Source organism: Stenotrophomonas sp. 2619, from assembly GCF_040548725.1.
Lineage (GTDB): Bacteria > Pseudomonadota > Gammaproteobacteria > Xanthomonadales > Xanthomonadaceae > Stenotrophomonas > Stenotrophomonas maltophilia_AP.
Window position 1 is genome coordinate 41,213 of sequence record NZ_JBEPSF010000017.1, and the last position, 15,850, is coordinate 57,062.

At 68.3% G+C, this 15,850-nt stretch carries 12 protein-coding genes; 9 read left to right on the forward strand and 3 right to left on the reverse strand.

The genetic code is table 11. The features are described from left to right. Positions 1–121: 121 nt before the first annotated feature. Positions 122–1,333, reverse strand: a complete 1,212-nt coding sequence (gene kbl, locus ABIA71_RS16440; protein WP_354286598.1) for a glycine C-acetyltransferase — start codon at positions 1,331–1,333, stop codon at positions 122–124. A gap of 194 nt (positions 1,334–1,527) precedes the next feature. On the opposite strand from kbl, the gene ABIA71_RS16445 reads away from it, so the two are divergent. After that, positions 1,528–2,229 carry a TorF family putative porin gene (locus ABIA71_RS16445; RefSeq protein ID WP_354286600.1) on the forward strand — a complete coding sequence of 234 codons (702 nt, stop codon included), beginning with the start codon at positions 1,528–1,530 and terminating at the stop codon, positions 2,227–2,229. A gap of 73 nt (positions 2,230–2,302) precedes the next feature. Here the strand turns inward: ABIA71_RS16445 and tdh are convergent, their stop codons facing one another. After that, positions 2,303–3,325 carry an L-threonine 3-dehydrogenase gene (gene tdh / locus ABIA71_RS16450; protein ID WP_128097864.1) on the reverse strand — a complete coding sequence of 341 codons (1,023 nt, stop codon included), beginning with the start codon at positions 3,323–3,325 and terminating at the stop codon, positions 2,303–2,305. Positions 3,326–3,716: 391 nt separating this feature from the next. Here tdh and ABIA71_RS16455 point away from each other — a divergent pair, with 391 nt between their 5' ends. The 7 genes from ABIA71_RS16455 (at position 3,717) to ABIA71_RS16485 (ending at position 12,434) form a co-directional block, all read left to right on the forward strand. Next, positions 3,717–5,879 (forward strand): S46 family peptidase, encoded by a 2,163-nt coding sequence (locus ABIA71_RS16455; RefSeq protein WP_354286602.1) that lies wholly within the window; start codon positions 3,717–3,719, stop codon positions 5,877–5,879. Between the two features lie 222 nt (positions 5,880–6,101). After that, entirely contained in the window at positions 6,102–6,746 is a 645-nt protein-coding gene (locus tag ABIA71_RS16460; protein ID WP_354286604.1) for a histidine phosphatase family protein, read from the forward strand. Between the two features lie 46 nt (positions 6,747–6,792). Then, positions 6,793–8,067: a bifunctional tetrahydrofolate synthase/dihydrofolate synthase gene (gene folC / locus ABIA71_RS16465; protein ID WP_354286606.1), complete on the forward strand. Its 1,275-nt coding sequence runs from the start codon at positions 6,793–6,795 to the stop codon at positions 8,065–8,067. Positions 8,068–8,173: 106 nt separating this feature from the next. Next, positions 8,174–9,223 (forward strand): SPOR domain-containing protein, encoded by a 1,050-nt coding sequence (locus ABIA71_RS16470; protein ID WP_354286608.1) that lies wholly within the window; start codon positions 8,174–8,176, stop codon positions 9,221–9,223. 55 nt (positions 9,224–9,278) lie between these two features. After that, on the forward strand, positions 9,279–10,076 hold the full coding sequence (locus ABIA71_RS16475) for a CvpA family protein (RefSeq protein ID WP_354286610.1): 798 nt from the start codon (positions 9,279–9,281) through the stop codon (positions 10,074–10,076). Between the two features lie 29 nt (positions 10,077–10,105). Continuing rightward, complete coding sequence (purF, locus tag ABIA71_RS16480; protein WP_038690198.1) at positions 10,106–11,572, forward strand: amidophosphoribosyltransferase; 1,467 nt, start codon at positions 10,106–10,108, stop codon at positions 11,570–11,572. A 10-nt stretch (positions 11,573–11,582) separates the two neighbouring features. Continuing rightward, positions 11,583–12,434, forward strand: coding sequence for a ferritin-like domain-containing protein (locus ABIA71_RS16485; protein WP_354286612.1), 852 nt, complete (start codon positions 11,583–11,585; stop codon positions 12,432–12,434). A gap of 413 nt (positions 12,435–12,847) precedes the next feature. Here ABIA71_RS16485 and ABIA71_RS16490 read toward each other — a convergent pair whose 3' ends face one another. Beyond that, positions 12,848–14,335 carry a T6SS phospholipase effector Tle1-like catalytic domain-containing protein gene (locus tag ABIA71_RS16490; RefSeq protein ID WP_354286614.1) on the reverse strand — a complete coding sequence of 496 codons (1,488 nt, stop codon included), beginning with the start codon at positions 14,333–14,335 and terminating at the stop codon, positions 12,848–12,850. A gap of 218 nt (positions 14,336–14,553) precedes the next feature. Here ABIA71_RS16490 and ABIA71_RS16495 point away from each other — a divergent pair, with 218 nt between their 5' ends. Continuing rightward, positions 14,554–15,807 carry a M12 family metallo-peptidase gene (locus ABIA71_RS16495; protein WP_354286616.1) on the forward strand — a complete coding sequence of 418 codons (1,254 nt, stop codon included), beginning with the start codon at positions 14,554–14,556 and terminating at the stop codon, positions 15,805–15,807. Positions 15,808–15,850 lie beyond the last annotated feature (43 nt).

Sequence of the window (15,850 nt, forward strand, 5' to 3'; positions counted from 1 at the left end):
CCCCTGTGTCGGATGTGGATGACCCACATTCAAGGTTGATGACCTGCGATGGAGGGCAGCCGACCAACGGTCGGCTCTACCCCCCGTAATGCGCGGGTGCGGCGGTAGCGCCGTGCGGCACTCAGCCCTTGATCACGCCCAGTTCCACACCGATGCGGGTGAACGCATCGATGGCGCGGTCCAGGTGGGCACGGGTGTGCGCCGCGCTGATCTGGGTGCGGATGCGTGCCTGGCCCTTGGGCACCACCGGGAAGAAGAAGCCGATCGCGTAGATGCCTTCTTCCAGCAGGCGCTCGGCTAACTTCTGCGCGAGCGGCGCGTCGTACAGCATGACCGGGCTGATCGGGTGCACGCCCGGCTTCACGTCGAAACCGGCGGCGGTCATCTTCTCGCGGAAGTAGGCGGTGTTCTCGGCCAGGGTGCTGCGCAAGTCGTCGGCGGCGGCCAGCATCTCGAACGCCTTGATGCCGGCAGCGACCACGTGCGGCGGCAGCGAGTTGGAGAACAGGTACGGCCGCGAGCGCTGGCGCAGCAGTTCGATCACTTCGGCGCTGGCGCAGGTGAAGCCGCCCAGCGCGCCGCCCATGGCCTTGCCCAGGGTGCCGGTGATGATGTCGATCTTCTCCAGCACGCCCTTGACCTCGGCCGAGCCGCGGCCGGTGGCGCCGAGGAAGCCGGTGGCATGGCATTCGTCGATGTGCACCAGCGCGTTGTACTTCTTGGCCAGCGCGGTGATCTCGTCCAGCGGGGCGATGAAGCCGTCCATCGAGAACACGCCGTCGGTGGTGATCAGCTTGGTCTTGCAGCCGGCGGCATCGGCGGCCTGCAGCTGGGCTTCCAGGTCGGCCATGTCGCAGTTGGCGTAGCGGAAGCGCTTGGCCTTGCACAGGCGCACGCCGTCGATGATCGAGGCGTGGTTGAGCGCGTCGGAGATGATGGCGTCGTTTTCGCCCAGCAGCGGCTCGAACAGGCCGCCGTTGGCATCGAAGCAGGCCGCGTACAGGATGGTGTCCTGCTTGCCGAAGAAGGTGGCGATCTGCTTTTCCAGCTGCTTGTGCAGGTCCTGGGTGCCACAGATGAAGCGCACCGAGGCCATGCCGAAGCCGTGGCTGTCCAGCGCGTCCTTGGCAGCCTGGATCAGGTCGGGGTGGTCGGCCAGGCCCAGGTAGTTGTTGGCGCAGAAGTTCAGCACCGTGCGGCCGTCGTCCAGGGTGATCTCGGCCGACTGCGGGCTGGTGATGATGCGTTCGGACTTGAACAGGCCCTGGGCGCGGATCGCCTCCAGTTCTTCAACGTAGTGCTGGGTCAGCGGGGCGGAGGTGGCGTCGCTCATGGCAGGCAGTCTTCGGCACGGGAAAACCGGGATTTTACCTGTCGGCGCCGGGCCCGGGGGCGCCGACGGGGTCTCGGCAGGCCGGTGCCGGGCAGAACGGTTGCACACGTGATTGTTGCATCGCAATATCAATCAGGTTAAAAAACCGTAAACCCCCGCTGTACCGCCCACCCCACGTCCCGGAGAGACCCCGCATGAACCACGCCACGCGCTGTACCGCCGCCGCTGTGCTCTGCGCCGCCCTGCTTGCCCCGTTTGCCGCCAGTGCCCAGGACGAGGCCGAATCGCCGTTCAGCTGGAACATCACCGGTGTGTCCGATTACGTGTTCCGCGGGGTATCGCAGACCGATGAGAACCCGACCGGCCAGGCCGGCTTCACCTACACCTCCCCGGTTGGCCTGTACGCCGGCGTGTGGGGGTCGGGGGTGGACTTCGGCGACGGCAGCCCGGATGTCGAAGTCGACTACTTCATCGGCTACGGGGTGGATGTCAGCCCGAACGTCAACTTCGACGTGATGCTCAATCACTACAGCTACCCGGGTGCGAGCGATCTGGCGTACACCGAGCTGATCACCAAGACCACCTTCGCCGAGCACTACAACCTCACCGTGGCCTACACCAACGATGTCTGGAACACCGACACCGACGGCTGGTACTACGCGGTGGGTGGCGAGTGGGCGCTGCCGCAGGAATTCAACCTGACCGCCAACGTGGGCCGCAGCACCTTCGAGGACGGTATCGCCAAGGACTACACCGACTGGAACGTCGGCGTGAACCGCAGCTTCGGCATGGTCACCCTGGGCCTGGGGTACTACGGCACCGATGGCAACGGTCGCGACAACTCGGGCAAGCTGGCCGACAACCGCGTGGTGTTCACCGCCTCGGTCGGGAAATGACCTGACGGTGCGATGGGCATGAAAAAGGCGCCGAAAGGCGCCTTTTTCGTTTGCCGGTCGGTACCGCGCTGCCTCAGTTCCAGCTCAGCACGACCTTGCCGGCCTTGCCCTGTTCCATCAGGTCGAAGCCCTTCTGGAAGTCGTCGATCGGCAGCTGGTGGGTGAGCACCTTGCCGAGCGGGAAGCCGGACAGCACCAGCTGGGTCATCTTGTACCAGGTCTCGTACATCTTGCGGCCGTAGATGCCCTGCACGGTCAGGCCCTTGAAGATGATCTTGTCCCAGTCGCAGCCGGCGCCCTTGGGCATGATGCCGAGCATGGCGATCTTGCCGCCGTGGTACATGCAGTCGAGCATGTCGTTGAAGGCGCGCGGGTTGCCGCTCATTTCCAGGCCGACGTCGAAGCCCTCCATGTGCAGGTCCTTCATGACGTCCTTGAGCGAGGTGTTGGACACGTTGACCACGCGGGTGGCGCCCATGTCCGCGGCCAGCTTGAGGCGGAAGTCGTTGACGTCGGTGACCACCACGTTGCGCGCGCCGATGTGCTTGCAGATGCCCGCGGCGATGATGCCGATGGGGCCGGCGCCGGTGATGAGTACGTCTTCGCCGATGACGTTGAACTCCAGCGCGCAGTGCGCGGCGTTGCCGTACGGGTCGAAGAAGGCGGCCAGCTCGGACGGGATCTGGTCGGGGATGGGCCACAGGTTGCTGGCCGGCATCACCATGTATTCGGCGAAGGCACCGTTGACGTTGACGCCGATGCCGACGGTGTTGGGGCACAGGTGCGGGCGGCCGCCACGGCAGTTGCGGCAGTGGCCGCAGACGATGTGGCCTTCGGCCGAGACGCGCTGGCCGAGCTCATAGCCGGTGACGCCGGGGCCGATCTCGGCGATGCGGCCGACGAATTCGTGGCCGATGGTCAGGCCGGGCTTGATGGTGCGCTGGCTCCATTCGTCCCACAGGTAGATGTGCAGGTCGGTACCGCAGATGGCGGTCTTTTCGAGCTTGATCAGGACCTCGTTCGGGCCCGGGGTGGGGACCGGAACCTCTTCCAGCCAGATGCCCTTGGCGGCTTCACGCTTGACCAGGGCCTTCATTGTTTGCTGCGCCATCGGGGTGGAACTCGTCTGGGGGAAAACGCGGATTATAGGGCCGCGGGCGGTTTTCCCATGTTGCATTGCGGGTGGTTTGGCCGGGCGGCAGCGCCTGCTTCTGCGAGCGAGGTGGCGGGCAGGCCGGTGCAGGACACGCCGTAAACCCGTCCTTGGGGGCTCGTGGTCCGCATCCATGCGGCCCAACGGTCCTGCACCGGCCTGCCCGCCACCTCCAGCCGGCTGTCCGTGCCCGCGGAGGGCGTAGAGCCGGGCTCTGCCCGGCTGACTTTCGTCGGCTGGCCATTGCCGGTTGGCGCGCTCCATGACTTCCGGGCATCGGGCCGGGGCAGGGGGCTGGGCTACACTCGGCGGTTCTTTCACCAGGGGCTGCTCAATGCGCTCGAACCTGCTCGCTTTCTCCGTCGTCGCCAGCCTTGGGCTGGTCCAGGTCGCCCATGCCGCTGAAGGCATGTGGGTGCCGCAGCAGCTGCCGGAGATTGCCGGGCCGCTCAAGCAGGCCGGTCTGAAGCTGTCCGCCGAGCAGATCTCCAACCTCACCGGCGACCCGATGGGCGCGGTGGTGGCGTTGGGCGGCTGCACGGCCAGCTTCGTGTCCCCGCAGGGTCTGGTGGTGACCAACCACCATTGCGCGTATGGCGCGATCCAGCTGAACTCGACCGCCGAGAAGAACCTGATCAAGGACGGCTTCAACGCGCCGACCCTGAAGGACGAGCTGAGCGCCGGCCCGAACGCGCGCGTGTTCGTGCTCGACCAGATCACCGATGTGACCGCGCAGGCCAAGGCCGCGATCGCCGCCGCCGGCAAGGACCCGCTGGCCCGTACCCGCGCGCTGGACGCCTTCGACAAGGCCCAGACCGCCGCCTGTGAAGCCGATGCCGGTTTCCGCTGCCGTCTCTTCAGCTTCTCCGGTGGCAACACCTACCGGCTGTTCCGCAACATGGAAATCAAAGACGTTCGCCTGGTCTATGCGCCCCCGGGCAGCGTGGGCAAGTTCGGTGGCGACGTCGACAACTGGATGTGGCCGCGCCACACCGGCGATTTCTCGTTCTACCGGGCCTACGTGGGCAAGGACGGCAAGCCGGCGGCCTTCGCGGCCGACAACGTGCCGTACCAGCCGAAGCACTTCCTGAAATTCGCCGACCAGCCGCTGGGCGCCGACGACTTCGTGATGGTGGCCGGCTACCCGGGCCGCACCAACCGCTATGCGCTGGCCGGTGAGTTCAACGAAACCGCAGGCTGGACCTACCCGACCATCGCCCAGCACTACGCGGCGGTGCTGAAGATGATCGACGAGGCCGGCAAGGCCGACGCCGATATCAAGGTGAAGTACGCCGCCACTGCGGCCAGCATGAACAACGTGGCCAAGAACTACGTGGGCCAGCTGGAAGGTTTCAAGCGCATCGACGCGGCCGGCCAGAAAAAGGCCGAAGAAGCGGCCGTGCTGGCCTGGCTGAAGCAGCAGGGCGCGGCAGGCAAGCCGGCGCTGGCCGCGCACGCGCAGCTGATCAAGCACCTGGATACCAGCAAGGCCACGCGCGAGCGCGACTTGTTCGTGAGCCAGTTCAACAGCACCTCGGCGGTGGGCGCAGCCCTGTCGCTGTACCGCCTGTCGATCGAGCGCGCCAAGCCCGATGCCGAGCGCGAAGCGGGCTTCCAGGAGCGCGACCTGACCACCATCGAAGGCGGCCTGAAGCAGATGGATCGCCGCTACGTGGCGAAGATGGACCAGCAGCTGCAGACCTACTGGCTGGACCAGTACGTCGCCCTGCCGGCCGATCAGCGCAGCAACGCGGTGCTCAACACGTGGCTGGCCGGCAGTGACGCCGCTGCAGTCAAGGCGCTGGTGGCCAAGCTGGGCGGCACCGAACTGGGCAGCCTGGACAAGCGCCTGAGCTGGTTCAAGGCCGACCGCGCCGCCTTCGAGGCGAGCACCGATCCGGCCATCCAGTACGCCGTGGCGGCGATGCCGGCGCTGCTCAAGCAGGAAGAGCAGAAGAAGATCCGCGAAGGCGAATCGCTGACCGCCCGCCCGCTGTACCTGCAGGCCGTGGCCGACTACAAGAAGAGCAAGGGCGGCTTCGTCTACCCCGATGCCAACCTGTCGCTGCGCATCACCTTTGGCAACGTCATGGGCTATGGCAAGGACGGCGTGAACTACACCCCGTTCACCACTCTGGAAGGCGTGGCCGCCAAGGAAACCGGCGTGGATCCGTTCGATTCGCCCAAGGCGCTGCTGGAGGCGGTCAAGGCCAAGCGCTACGGCGGCCTGGAAGACAAGCGGATCGGCTCGGTGCCGGTGAACTTCCTGTCCAACCTGGACATCACCGGCGGCAACTCCGGTTCGCCGGTGCTGGATGCGCACGGCAAGCTGGTGGGCCTGGCGTTCGACGGCAACTGGGAGTCGGTGAGCTCCAACTGGGTGTTCGACCCGGTGATGACCCGCATGATCGCGGTGGACAGCCGCTACATGCAGTGGATCATGCAGGAAGTGGCGCCGGCGCCGCAGCTGCTGAAAGAGCTGAACCTGGCGAAGTGACCCTCACAACCCCGCGGCGAAAGCCGCGGGGTTTTTCGTTGGGGGATCGGGCGTACCCGGCGGCGATGGAGGCCGACCGAGGGTCGGCATGCGGCCCGTGCAGGCCAATCGCGCGTGCCGACCAACGGTCGGCATCTACCGGGTATCATGCGGTGCTCGCGGTCATTCACATCATGTGAACGATTGCGACAGCATTCCTCCCCCCAAGGACTCCCAGTACGCATGCGCATCCTGCTTGCCCGCCACGGTGAAACGCCGTGGAATGCCGAAGGCCGTTACCAGGGCCAGATCGATATCCCGTTGTCGCCGATCGGCGAAGCCCAGGCCCAGGCCCTCGGGGAGCGCCTGAAGTCGGTGGACATCACCCGTGCGGTGGCATCGCCACTGTCGCGTGCACAGCGCACCGCGCAGCTGGCGCTGGGTGCCGAACGCGCGTCGATGCTGCTGACCGAACCGGAGCTGCAGGAGATCGCGCACGGTGAGTGGGAAGGCCTGCTGGCCAGTGAAATCCATGAAAAAGACCCGTCGCGCCTGCAGGCCTGGCGCGACGAGCCCGATACCGTGCTGATGCCCGGTGGCGAATCGCTGCGCCTGGTGCTGGAGCGCAGCTGGCGCGGCCTGGCGCGTGCCGCCGAAGGCCTGGGCGAGCACGACACCCTGCTGGTGGTCGCCCACGATGCGGTGAACCGGGTCATCCTGTGCCGCATCCTCGGCCTGCCGCTGTCGCGCCTGTGGACCTTCCGCCAGGCCCCGACCACGCTGAACCTGCTCGAAGGTCCCGACCTGGACCAGCTCGAACTGGTGCGCCTGAACGACTGCGCGCACCACACCCCGTTCTTCGGCGAAGCCAAGCACCGCGCGCTGTAACCGTCCCGCGTCCCATTCCGTCGTCCGCCCCACTGATCCAATGCCCATGACCACCGCACGCCCGCAGACCCTTTCCGCCTGGCTCAGCCATATCGAGCAGCAGCACCCGGCCACCATCGACATGGGCCTGGAGCGCGTGCGCAGTGTGGCGCAGGCATTGGGGTTGGCGCAGCCGGGCGCGTACACCGTGGTCGTGGGCGGCACCAATGGCAAGGGCTCCACGGTGGCCTTCATCGAGGCGATCGCGCGGGCGGCCGGCTGGAAGGTCGGCGCGTACACCTCGCCGCACCTGCTGCGTTACAACGAGCGCGTGCGCATCGATGGGCAGGACGTCGCCGACGAGGCGCTGATGGCCGCTTTCAATGCCATCGAAGATGCACGCGGCAGCACCACGCTGACCTATTTCGAGTACGGCACGCTGGCCGCGCTGTACCTGTTCGGGCAGGCCGGGCTGGACCTGGCGGTGCTCGAAGTGGGCCTGGGCGGGCGCCTGGATGCGGTCAACATCGTCGACGCCGACGTGGCGGTGATCACCACCGTGGACATCGATCACAGCGAGTGGCTGGGCGAGGATCGCGAAGCGATCGGCGTGGAGAAGGCCGGCATCATCCGCGGCTGGAAGCCGGTGATCCTGGGCGAAACCGATCCGCCGTCCAGCGTGCTGGCCCGTGCCTACCTGCTGGGTGCCAACGCGATCCGCGGCGGCAGCGATTTCTTCGCCGACGTCATCGATGCGCAACACTGGCGCTGGCGCGATGTGGGGTTCAGCATCGAATTGCCCACCCCGGGCCTGCGCGGCCCGATCCAGCTGCGTAATGCCGCCTCGGCGATCGCCGCGCTGCGCACCCTGGACAAGCCGCTGTCGCGCGCGGCGATCACCGAGGGCGTGGCCTCTGCGCGCATCCGCGGCCGGTTGCAGGCCGTGCAGCGCAACGGCGTGGACGTGCTGGTGGATGTGGGCCACAACCCGCAGGCCGCGCGCGAACTGGCGGCCGCACTGAAGGCCGCACCGGTGGCCGGGCGCACCCGGGCGGTATTTGCCGCCCTGCAGGACAAGGATGCGGCCGGCGTGGTCGACGCGCTGGGCGGGCAGGTCGATGCGTGGCACCTGGCCGGCCTGGACGGTGCCCGCGCGCAGAGCGCGCAGGCGCTGCAGGCCCGCCTGCAGGACACCGCCGCCGCCGATGCCCGTCAGCACGCCACCGTTGCCGATGCGCTGGAGGCGGCACTGGCCGCCGCTGCCGCCGGGGACCGGGTGCTGGTATTCGGCTCGTTCCATACCGCCGCACAGGCGCTGCAGTGGCTGGACGCAGCGGACTGACGCACGCGTTCATTGCGCTGCGGCCGTTCAGCCGCCACCGTCGCCGCTCACGCCGACACCCGTATAATCGCCGTGGCATTCCGCCGCGCCGCCCTGCCTGCCTTCCGTGGATACTCCTCTGAAACAGCGACTGATTGGTGCCATCGTTCTGGTGGCTTTGGCTGTGATCTTCCTGCCCATGCTGGTCAAAGGCCCTGCGCCTGACAGTGGCGTGGCCAGCGTACCCATCAGTGCACCGGCAGCGCCGTCGGACGGCCAGTTCGAAACCCGCGAACTGCCGCTGGTCGCGCCCACCGGTGCGGCAACCGGCCTGCAGGGGGCATCGACCACCCAGCCGCTGCAGGACGGCGTGGACGCCACGTCCGCCCCGGCTGCGGCCGACAGCTCGCCTGCGGTGGCGGCCGGCAACTTCGCGGTCAGCTTTGGTGCCTATGGCAGCCAGGCCGACGCCGATGCGGTGATTGCCTACCTGAAAAAATCGCAGCTGCCCGGCTTTGCCGAACCGGCCACCATCAATGGTCGCCAGGCGTGGCGCGTGCGGGTTGGCCCGTATGCCGATCGTGCCCAGGCCGAAGCCGCCCGCCTGCAGGCGGTGAAGGTGCGCAACGACGTCAAGGCCGAAGTGGTCACGCTGGACGCGCGCGCCGACACGGCCGTGGCCGCTGCACCGGCCCCGTCGCCGGCCGCCGCCGCCCCGGCCACCGCCACTGCGTCCAGTGCGTCCAGTGCGGCCGCTGCGCCGTCCAGCGCCGCGGTCAAGACCGAAGCGCTGCCGCCGGAGCCGGTCGCCACCGTGAAGCCGGTGGCCCCCAAGCCCGAACCCAAGCCGGCCCCGGCCAAGCCCGAACCGGCCAAGCCGGATCCGGCGGCAACTGCTGCCGCCAAGCCGGTGGCACCCCCGGCGGCGCCGGCCGCCAGCAGCATCGGCTTCGCCGTGCAGCTGGGTGCGTTCGGCCAGGCTGCCGAAGCCAACGCGCTGCGCGACAAGGTTCGCGCCGCCGGCTTCAGCGCGTTCGTGGAACAGGTACGCACCGACAAGGGCACGCTCAACCGCGTCCGTGTCGGTCCGGTGGCCAACCGCGCCGAGGCCGAAAACCTCAAGGCCCAGGTGGCGTCCAAGGTGGGCGTGGCAGGCATGGTCCGGCCGCACCCCTGATGCTGCACGCGTCCGCGCGCCCTGAGCCCACACGGCCCCGGTGCCGGGGGCGCGCATGATCGATATCGCCCTGCTGGTGGTGATCGCGCTGTCGGCCCTGCTGGGCGTGCTGCGCGGCTTTGTCAGCATCGTCATCAGCCTGGCGTCGTGGGTGCTGGGCGCCTGGGCCGCGCTGGTGTTCGGGCAGGACGCGGCCACCTGGTGGGCCGGCTCGGCCGAACCCGGCACCGGCCATGTGATCGCCGGTTACGTGTCGGTGTTCCTGCTGGTCATGGTGGCGGTGTGGGCCATCGGCCTGGTGATCCGCCAGCTGGTGCGGGCCACCAGTCTCAACGGTGCCGACCGCCTGCTGGGCGGGGTACTCGGCGTGGCACGCGGCGCGGTGATCGGCTGCGTGCTGTTGCTGGCGGCGTCCTACACCCCGATGGTCAATGAGCCCAGCTGGCGCGACTCCCAGCTGCGGGGCGTGCTCGACCCCGGCGTGGCCTGGTTGCAGGCGCGCATGCCGGGCATGCCCGAGCTGCCGCAGCTGCCCGGCGTGGACGCACTGCAGGGCCTGGCCGGCCTGCCGGCGGCGCTGCCGGAGGTGAATGCGGCGCAACTGCCCGGCGCGGAGTTGGGCAAGCCGGGCCTGACAGGCGATAATGGCGTGCTTGGCGGATTGCTGGCAGGGCGCGGATGGCCGCGACCACTGGATGAAACCCCGCAGCAGGCGGGAGACCCCACCGACGTGGGGGCGCGCAGCGGCAGCCCAGGTTCCTCGCAGCACAACGATCCGGCGCGCGTGCGCCCGGATCAGCCTGTTCCCGCACGGAACGGGTCCCCCGGCCAGGCACGGCCACCTTCACTGTAGATGGGCACAGCCCAGCGGAGATTCGCACCATGTGTGGCATCGTCGGAATCGTCGGCAACCAGAACGTCGCCGGGCAGTTGTATGACGGCCTGACCGTCCTCCAGCATCGTGGCCAGGACGCGGCCGGCATCGCCACCGCCGACGGCACGCGGCTGCGCGTGCAGAAGGCCAACGGGCTGGTCCGCGACGTGTTCGACGCCAAGCGGATGTCGACCCTGGAAGGCCGCGTCGGCATCGCCCACGTGCGCTACCCGACCGCCGGCTCCGAAGGCATGGACGAGGCGCAGCCGTTCTACGTGAACTCGCCGTACGGCATCGCGCTGGCCCACAACGGCAACCTGATCAATACCGAAGCCCTGCGCCAGCAGGTGTTCGAACAGGACCGCCGCAACGTCAACACCGACTCGGACAGCGAAGTGCTGCTGAACGTGTTCGCCTACGAACTGGACGCGCAGCGCCAGCTCACCCCGGAGGCGGCCATCCGCGCCGTGGCCGGCGTGCACCGCCGGGTCAAGGGCGGCTATGCGGTGATCAGCGTGGTGCTGGGCCTGGGTTTGGTGGCCTTCCGCGACCCGCACGGCATCCGCCCGCTGGTGCTGGGCAAGCGCGCCCACGCCGAAGGCGATGAATACATCGTGGCGTCCGAATCGGCCGCGCTGGACGTGCTGGGCTTCCAGCGCGTGCGCGACGTGCGTCCCGGCGAAGCGCTGGTGATCACTGCGCGTGGCGAGCTGTTCTCCGAGGTCTGCGCCGAGCCGGCCGAACACAGCCCGTGCATCTTCGAGTACGTGTATTTCGCACGTCCCGATTCGATGATCGACAACGTGTCGGTGCACAAGGCGCGCATGCGCATGGGCATCAAGCTGGGCGAGAAGATCCTGCGCCTGCGTCCGGACCACGACATCGACACCATCATCCCGATCCCGGACACCTCGCGCGACGCCGCGCTGGAGATCTCCAACACGCTCGGGGTGAAGTACCGCGAAGGCTTCATCAAGAACCGCTACATCGGCCGCACCTTCATCATGCCGGGGCAGGGCGAGCGCGTGAAATCGGTGCGTCGCAAGCTCAACCCGATCCACCTGGAGTTCCGCAACCGCGTGGTGCTGCTGGTGGACGACTCGATCGTGCGCGGCACCACCAGCCAGCAGATCGTGCAGATGGCGCGCGACGCCGGCGCGCGCAAGGTGTACCTGGCCAGCGCCGCGCCGCCGGTGCGTTACCCCAACATCTACGGCATCGACATGCCGGCCGCCGAAGAACTGGTGGCGCACAACCGCAGCATCGAAGACATCGAGAAGCACCTGGGCTGCGACTGGTTGATCTACCAGGACATCGAAGACATGGAAGCGGCGGTACGCGAAGGCAACCCGGAGCTGAAGGCCTTCGATTCGTCGTGCTTCAACGGCGTCTACCCGACCGGCATCGAGCCGGGGTACTTCGAGCGCATCCAGCAGTTGCGTTCGGACGATGCCAAGCACAAGCGTCGCGCCTGAGGCTACGCCGATGGCCGAGCAGTTGCCGCTGGAGGCGGCCGGTGACCTGCTGCGCGCCGCGCAGCAGTGTCTGGCCGCAACGGACCCGCTGCAGAAAGTCGCGCTGACCCAGGCCTACGCGGTGCAGTTCCGCGCGGGCCAGCTCAAGGCCCGCGCCGCTGCCGCGCCGCCCGCGCCGATCCGCATGCCGGGTCGGCCGCCCAGGCCGAACCTGGTGCACCCGCGCGACCTGCCCAAGCGCGGGCTGGGCAGTGCGGAGGGACGCGCCGCGTTCATCCATGCCATCGCGCATATCGAACTCAATGCCATCGACCTGGCCTGGGACGCGGTGTACCGCTTCCGTGGCCTGCCCGGTGCGTTCCATGCCGACTGGGTGAGCGTGGCCGACGACGAATCACGCCATTTCATGCTGCTGCACGGGCGGCTGCAGGCGCTGGGATTCGACTACGGGGATTTCGACGCCCATAACGGCCTGTGGGAAATGTGCGAGAAGACCGCGCACGATGGGCTGTCGCGCATGGCGCTGGTACCGCGCGTGCTGGAGGCCCGCGGGCTGGATGTCACGCCGGGCATGATCAACAAGCTGCGGTCGGCCAACGACCACGCCACCGCCGATGTGCTGGAGATCATCCTGCGCGAGGAAGTGGCGCACGTGGCCGCCGGCTCGCGCTGGTATCACTGGTACTGCAAGCGCGACGGCGTCGAACCGCGCGAACGCTTCATCGCGCTGTTGAACGAGTACGCCGGCGGCTTCCTGTATGGCCCCTTCAACCTGGAGGCGCGCCTGCTGGCCGGGTTCGACGAAGAAGAACTGGCCAACCTGATCGAACAGGCCGGCCGCACCAGCGGCCCGGTGCGATAACACCACACCGCGTGCAGCCACCCATGGGGTGGCTCTACCGCATCACGCCCGCGTAGAGCCACCCCATGGGTGGCCGCACGCAGACCACAAGCCAAGGTAGAGCCACCCCACGGGTGGCTGCACGCAGACCACACGCCCAGGTAGAGCCACCCCATGGGTGGCCGCACGCAGACCACGCGCCCAGGTAGAGCCACCCCATGGGTGGCTGCACGCAGATCACACGCCCAGGTAGAGCCACCCCATGGGTGGCCGCACGCAGACCACAAGCCCAGGTAGAGCCACCCCACGGGTGGCCGCATGCAGACCACACGCCCAGGTAGAGCCACCCCATGGGTGGCTGCACGCAGCCCACGCGCCAAGGTAGAGCCACCCGATGGGTGGCTAGCCCACCACGTCTGGTGGCTGCACGCACATCACGCGTTGGGCAACACCACGCGTTTGCCATCCTCGGTGGGTCGGTTGATGTAGAACAGTCCCGGCCCGGGGCGATACGGCAATTCGCGGGTGCCTTCATCGGCGGCGTAGAGCAGGGCGGTATCGCCGAGCGCATCGAAGTTCCAGTGCGCCGACTGCATCAGGTACTGCTGCCGCAGCAGCTGTTCCTGTGCCGCATCCAGCGCCTGGCCCGACACCAGCCGCGCGGCGATCGGCCGCAGCACGTCGGGCAGGGTGAGCTCGGCCACGTCGTCGGCATCGGCCAGCCAGCGCACGCCCGCCGCGGCTGCACGCTGCTGCATCAGCCGCAAGGCCACCCACTGGTAGCGCCCGTCGATGTTGCGTTTCAACACCACCGCAGCATGGGCATACAGCACCCACTGCGGCAGTACGCTGGCACTGCCGGCCACCCGCTGGGCCTGCCAACGGTGCCATACATCCACCCACACCGCGTCATCGCCCAAGCCCAGCTCGGCTTGCCAACGCTGGCACGCCGCCCGCGCCTGCCGGTACACCTGCGTGCCCTGCAGCAGGTGCAGCGGCGGCACCTCGGTGTCGGCCAGGCCGTGCCCGGCAACGCGCTGGCCGAGCGGGCGGGTCAACAGCTTGGGCCCTTCGATGCGCTGGTCGTAGCCGCCGCCGATGTTGGCGTGCACGCCGGGCAGGGCGATCTCTTCGTGCTGCGGTGCCACCGAGGTCAGCGCGAAGTGGTAACGGTGTTCGTCGCGCGCGGCAATCTGCACCACCTTGGCGGCGCACCCGGCCGGAAGCGCGACATCGGGCAGTTCGTCGCGCTGCTGCGGGTTGATCGCCACCACCGTGTCGAACAGACCGACAAAGCGCGCCGGACGTGCGGGCACGGCCGCCTCGTGGGCCAGCTGCCAGCCGGTGCGGTGCAGCTGCTCACGCAGCCACGCGCGGCCGTCGGCGCGGTTGAGCCGGGTGAGCGCGTCGCGTGCGGATGCGGCGCCGCGCGAGAAACCGAACAGGTCGATATGCAGCGTCTCCAGCACCGCCTGCGGATGGGTTCGCGCCAGCGCCCGCAGCGCATCGGGCAGCAGTTCGTCCAGCGCCCGCCGCGACTTGGCACGCACCCCGGTGCGCCCGATGCCGAAGGCCAGGCCCATCAGGTCGTCATCGGTGCCGGTGCGGGTGCCGGCGCCTTCGATGTAGATCGCCAGCGACACTGCCGGGCCGCGCACCGGCTGCGCACGGTCGTCGGGATACAACGCATGCAGCCGCGCGATGTTGGTCAGTCCGTTGCTGTAGCTGCTGGTCAGCCGGCTCTGGTAGGGCGAGGCGTCATCGGCCACCAGTGGCGCCGGTGGCCGTGCGGTGGGGGTGGTGCTGCCGGGTGGGCGTGAGGCGTGCAGCAGGTTGTCGGCGTTGTTGCGGGTGCCGTCGAAGAACAGGCCGATCTGCAGCGACAGGGTCGCCGTGGGTGCCGGAGGGGGCTGTCCTGCCATGGCCATCTGATCCCGAGAGATGTGCCCAAAGTAGCGCGAAAACGACACGAACGCGACGTGGCTGAACCAGCCGGTCGGCGGTCACAGTTCGGAAAAGTGATCGAGTTTGTCTATTGAATTCACGCGATCAAGTGGAGCCATATGGGCGGGCCCGCTCGCAGGGGCAGCACCGTAACCACGATGTCCACCCCGTTTTCCACTCAAAGAGAGACGACACGATGTCCAGATCGATGAGCAAGGCCGCAGGTGTGATCACGTTGTGCCTGGTCGCGGCTGGCGCGGCCAGCGCTGCCCCGCTGTTTGAACCGGTGACGGTGCTCAGCCGTGCCGGCAGCGCCAACCAGGCCGCTGCGCAGGCGGTGCTGTCGGCCGCCTCCACGGCGGCGGTGCAGGAGGTGCGGATCGATGCCGCCGCAGTCAATGCCGGCCAGCGCCAGCTGGAGTTCGAGCTGCTGGGTACGCCGGTGCAGGCGCTGCAGCAGCGCGTGGAGGCCCTGCCCGACGGCGGCAGCGTCTGGTACGGCCAACTGCAGGCGCGCAGCGCCAAGCTGGGCGCGCGGGCCGCCGCCAACGACCCGGCCAATTCGGTGATCCTGGTGCGCAACGGCGACACGGTTACCGGCTCCATCCGCAAGGATGGCCAGCTGTACCGCCTGCGCCCGCTCAGCGATGGGCGCCATGTGCTGGTGGAAGTGGACGAGTCGCGCATGCCGGCCGACCACCCGGCCGATTACAACAGCCTGCCGCGGATCGCGATGCCGGTCAGCGACCGCGCCGGCATCGCGGCGGCCTCATCGGGCACGCCGGCCACCATTCGCGTGCTGGTCGTAGCGACCAACGGCGCGGTGGCCGCATACGGCGGCAACATGCAGTCGCTGGTGCAGCTGGCGGTGGCCGAATCCAACCAGGGCTACGTCAACAGCAACGTGGGCATCACCCTGCAGCTGGCCGGTTACGAGACCACGCCCTACGTGGAGTCGAGCAGCTTCTCCACCGACCTGGCGCGCTTCCGCAGCACCAGCGACGGGGTGATGGACAGCATCCATACCAGCCGCAATACCACCCGCGCCGACGTCGCCGTGCTGGTGATCAACAACGCCAGCTCGTGCGGCCTGGCCTCGGGCATCGGCTCCACTGCGGCCACCGCGTTCGCTGCGGTGCATTGGGACTGCGCCACCGGCTATTACTCCTTCGCGCATGAAATCGGCCACCTGCAGAGCGCGCGCCACGACATCGCCACCGACCCGAGCACCTCGCCGTACGCCTATGGCCACGGCTATCGCTACGAGCCGGCCACCGGCGCGCGCTGGCGCACGATCATGGCCTACGCGTGCACGGCAGGTTGCCCGCGCCTGAACTTCTGGTCCAACCCGAACATCAACTACAACGGCGTGCCGATGGGCATTGCCAGCAGTGCCGACAACCAGCGCGTGCTGGTCAACACCAAGGCGGCGGTAGCCGCGTTCCGCTGAGTCTGGCCAACGCCCTGCCCGCGACCGCACGCTGCGTTCGCGG

Bases quoted from the DNA above. Each gene is read 5' to 3' on its own strand.
- folC (WP_354286606.1), top strand. From the start codon at position 6,793: ATGACCACCGCACGCCCGCAGACCCTTTCCGCCTGGCTCAGCCATATC.
- ABIA71_RS16445 (WP_354286600.1), top strand. From the start codon at position 1,528: ATGAACCACGCCACGCGCTGTACCGCCGCCGCTGTGCTCTGCGCCGCC.
- purF (WP_038690198.1), top strand. From the start codon at position 10,106: ATGTGTGGCATCGTCGGAATCGTCGGCAACCAGAACGTCGCCGGGCAG.
- ABIA71_RS16495 (WP_354286616.1), top strand. From the start codon at position 14,554: ATGTCCAGATCGATGAGCAAGGCCGCAGGTGTGATCACGTTGTGCCTG.
- ABIA71_RS16475 (WP_354286610.1), top strand. From the start codon at position 9,279: ATGATCGATATCGCCCTGCTGGTGGTGATCGCGCTGTCGGCCCTGCTG.
- kbl (WP_354286598.1), bottom strand. From the start codon at position 1,333: ATGAGCGACGCCACCTCCGCCCCGCTGACCCAGCACTACGTTGAAGAA.
- tdh (WP_128097864.1), bottom strand. From the start codon at position 3,325: ATGAAGGCCCTGGTCAAGCGTGAAGCCGCCAAGGGCATCTGGCTGGAA.
- ABIA71_RS16460 (WP_354286604.1), top strand. From the start codon at position 6,102: ATGCGCATCCTGCTTGCCCGCCACGGTGAAACGCCGTGGAATGCCGAA.
- ABIA71_RS16455 (WP_354286602.1), top strand. From the start codon at position 3,717: ATGCGCTCGAACCTGCTCGCTTTCTCCGTCGTCGCCAGCCTTGGGCTG.
- ABIA71_RS16490 (WP_354286614.1), bottom strand. From the start codon at position 14,335: ATGGCAGGACAGCCCCCTCCGGCACCCACGGCGACCCTGTCGCTGCAG.
- ABIA71_RS16485 (WP_354286612.1), top strand. From the start codon at position 11,583: ATGGCCGAGCAGTTGCCGCTGGAGGCGGCCGGTGACCTGCTGCGCGCC.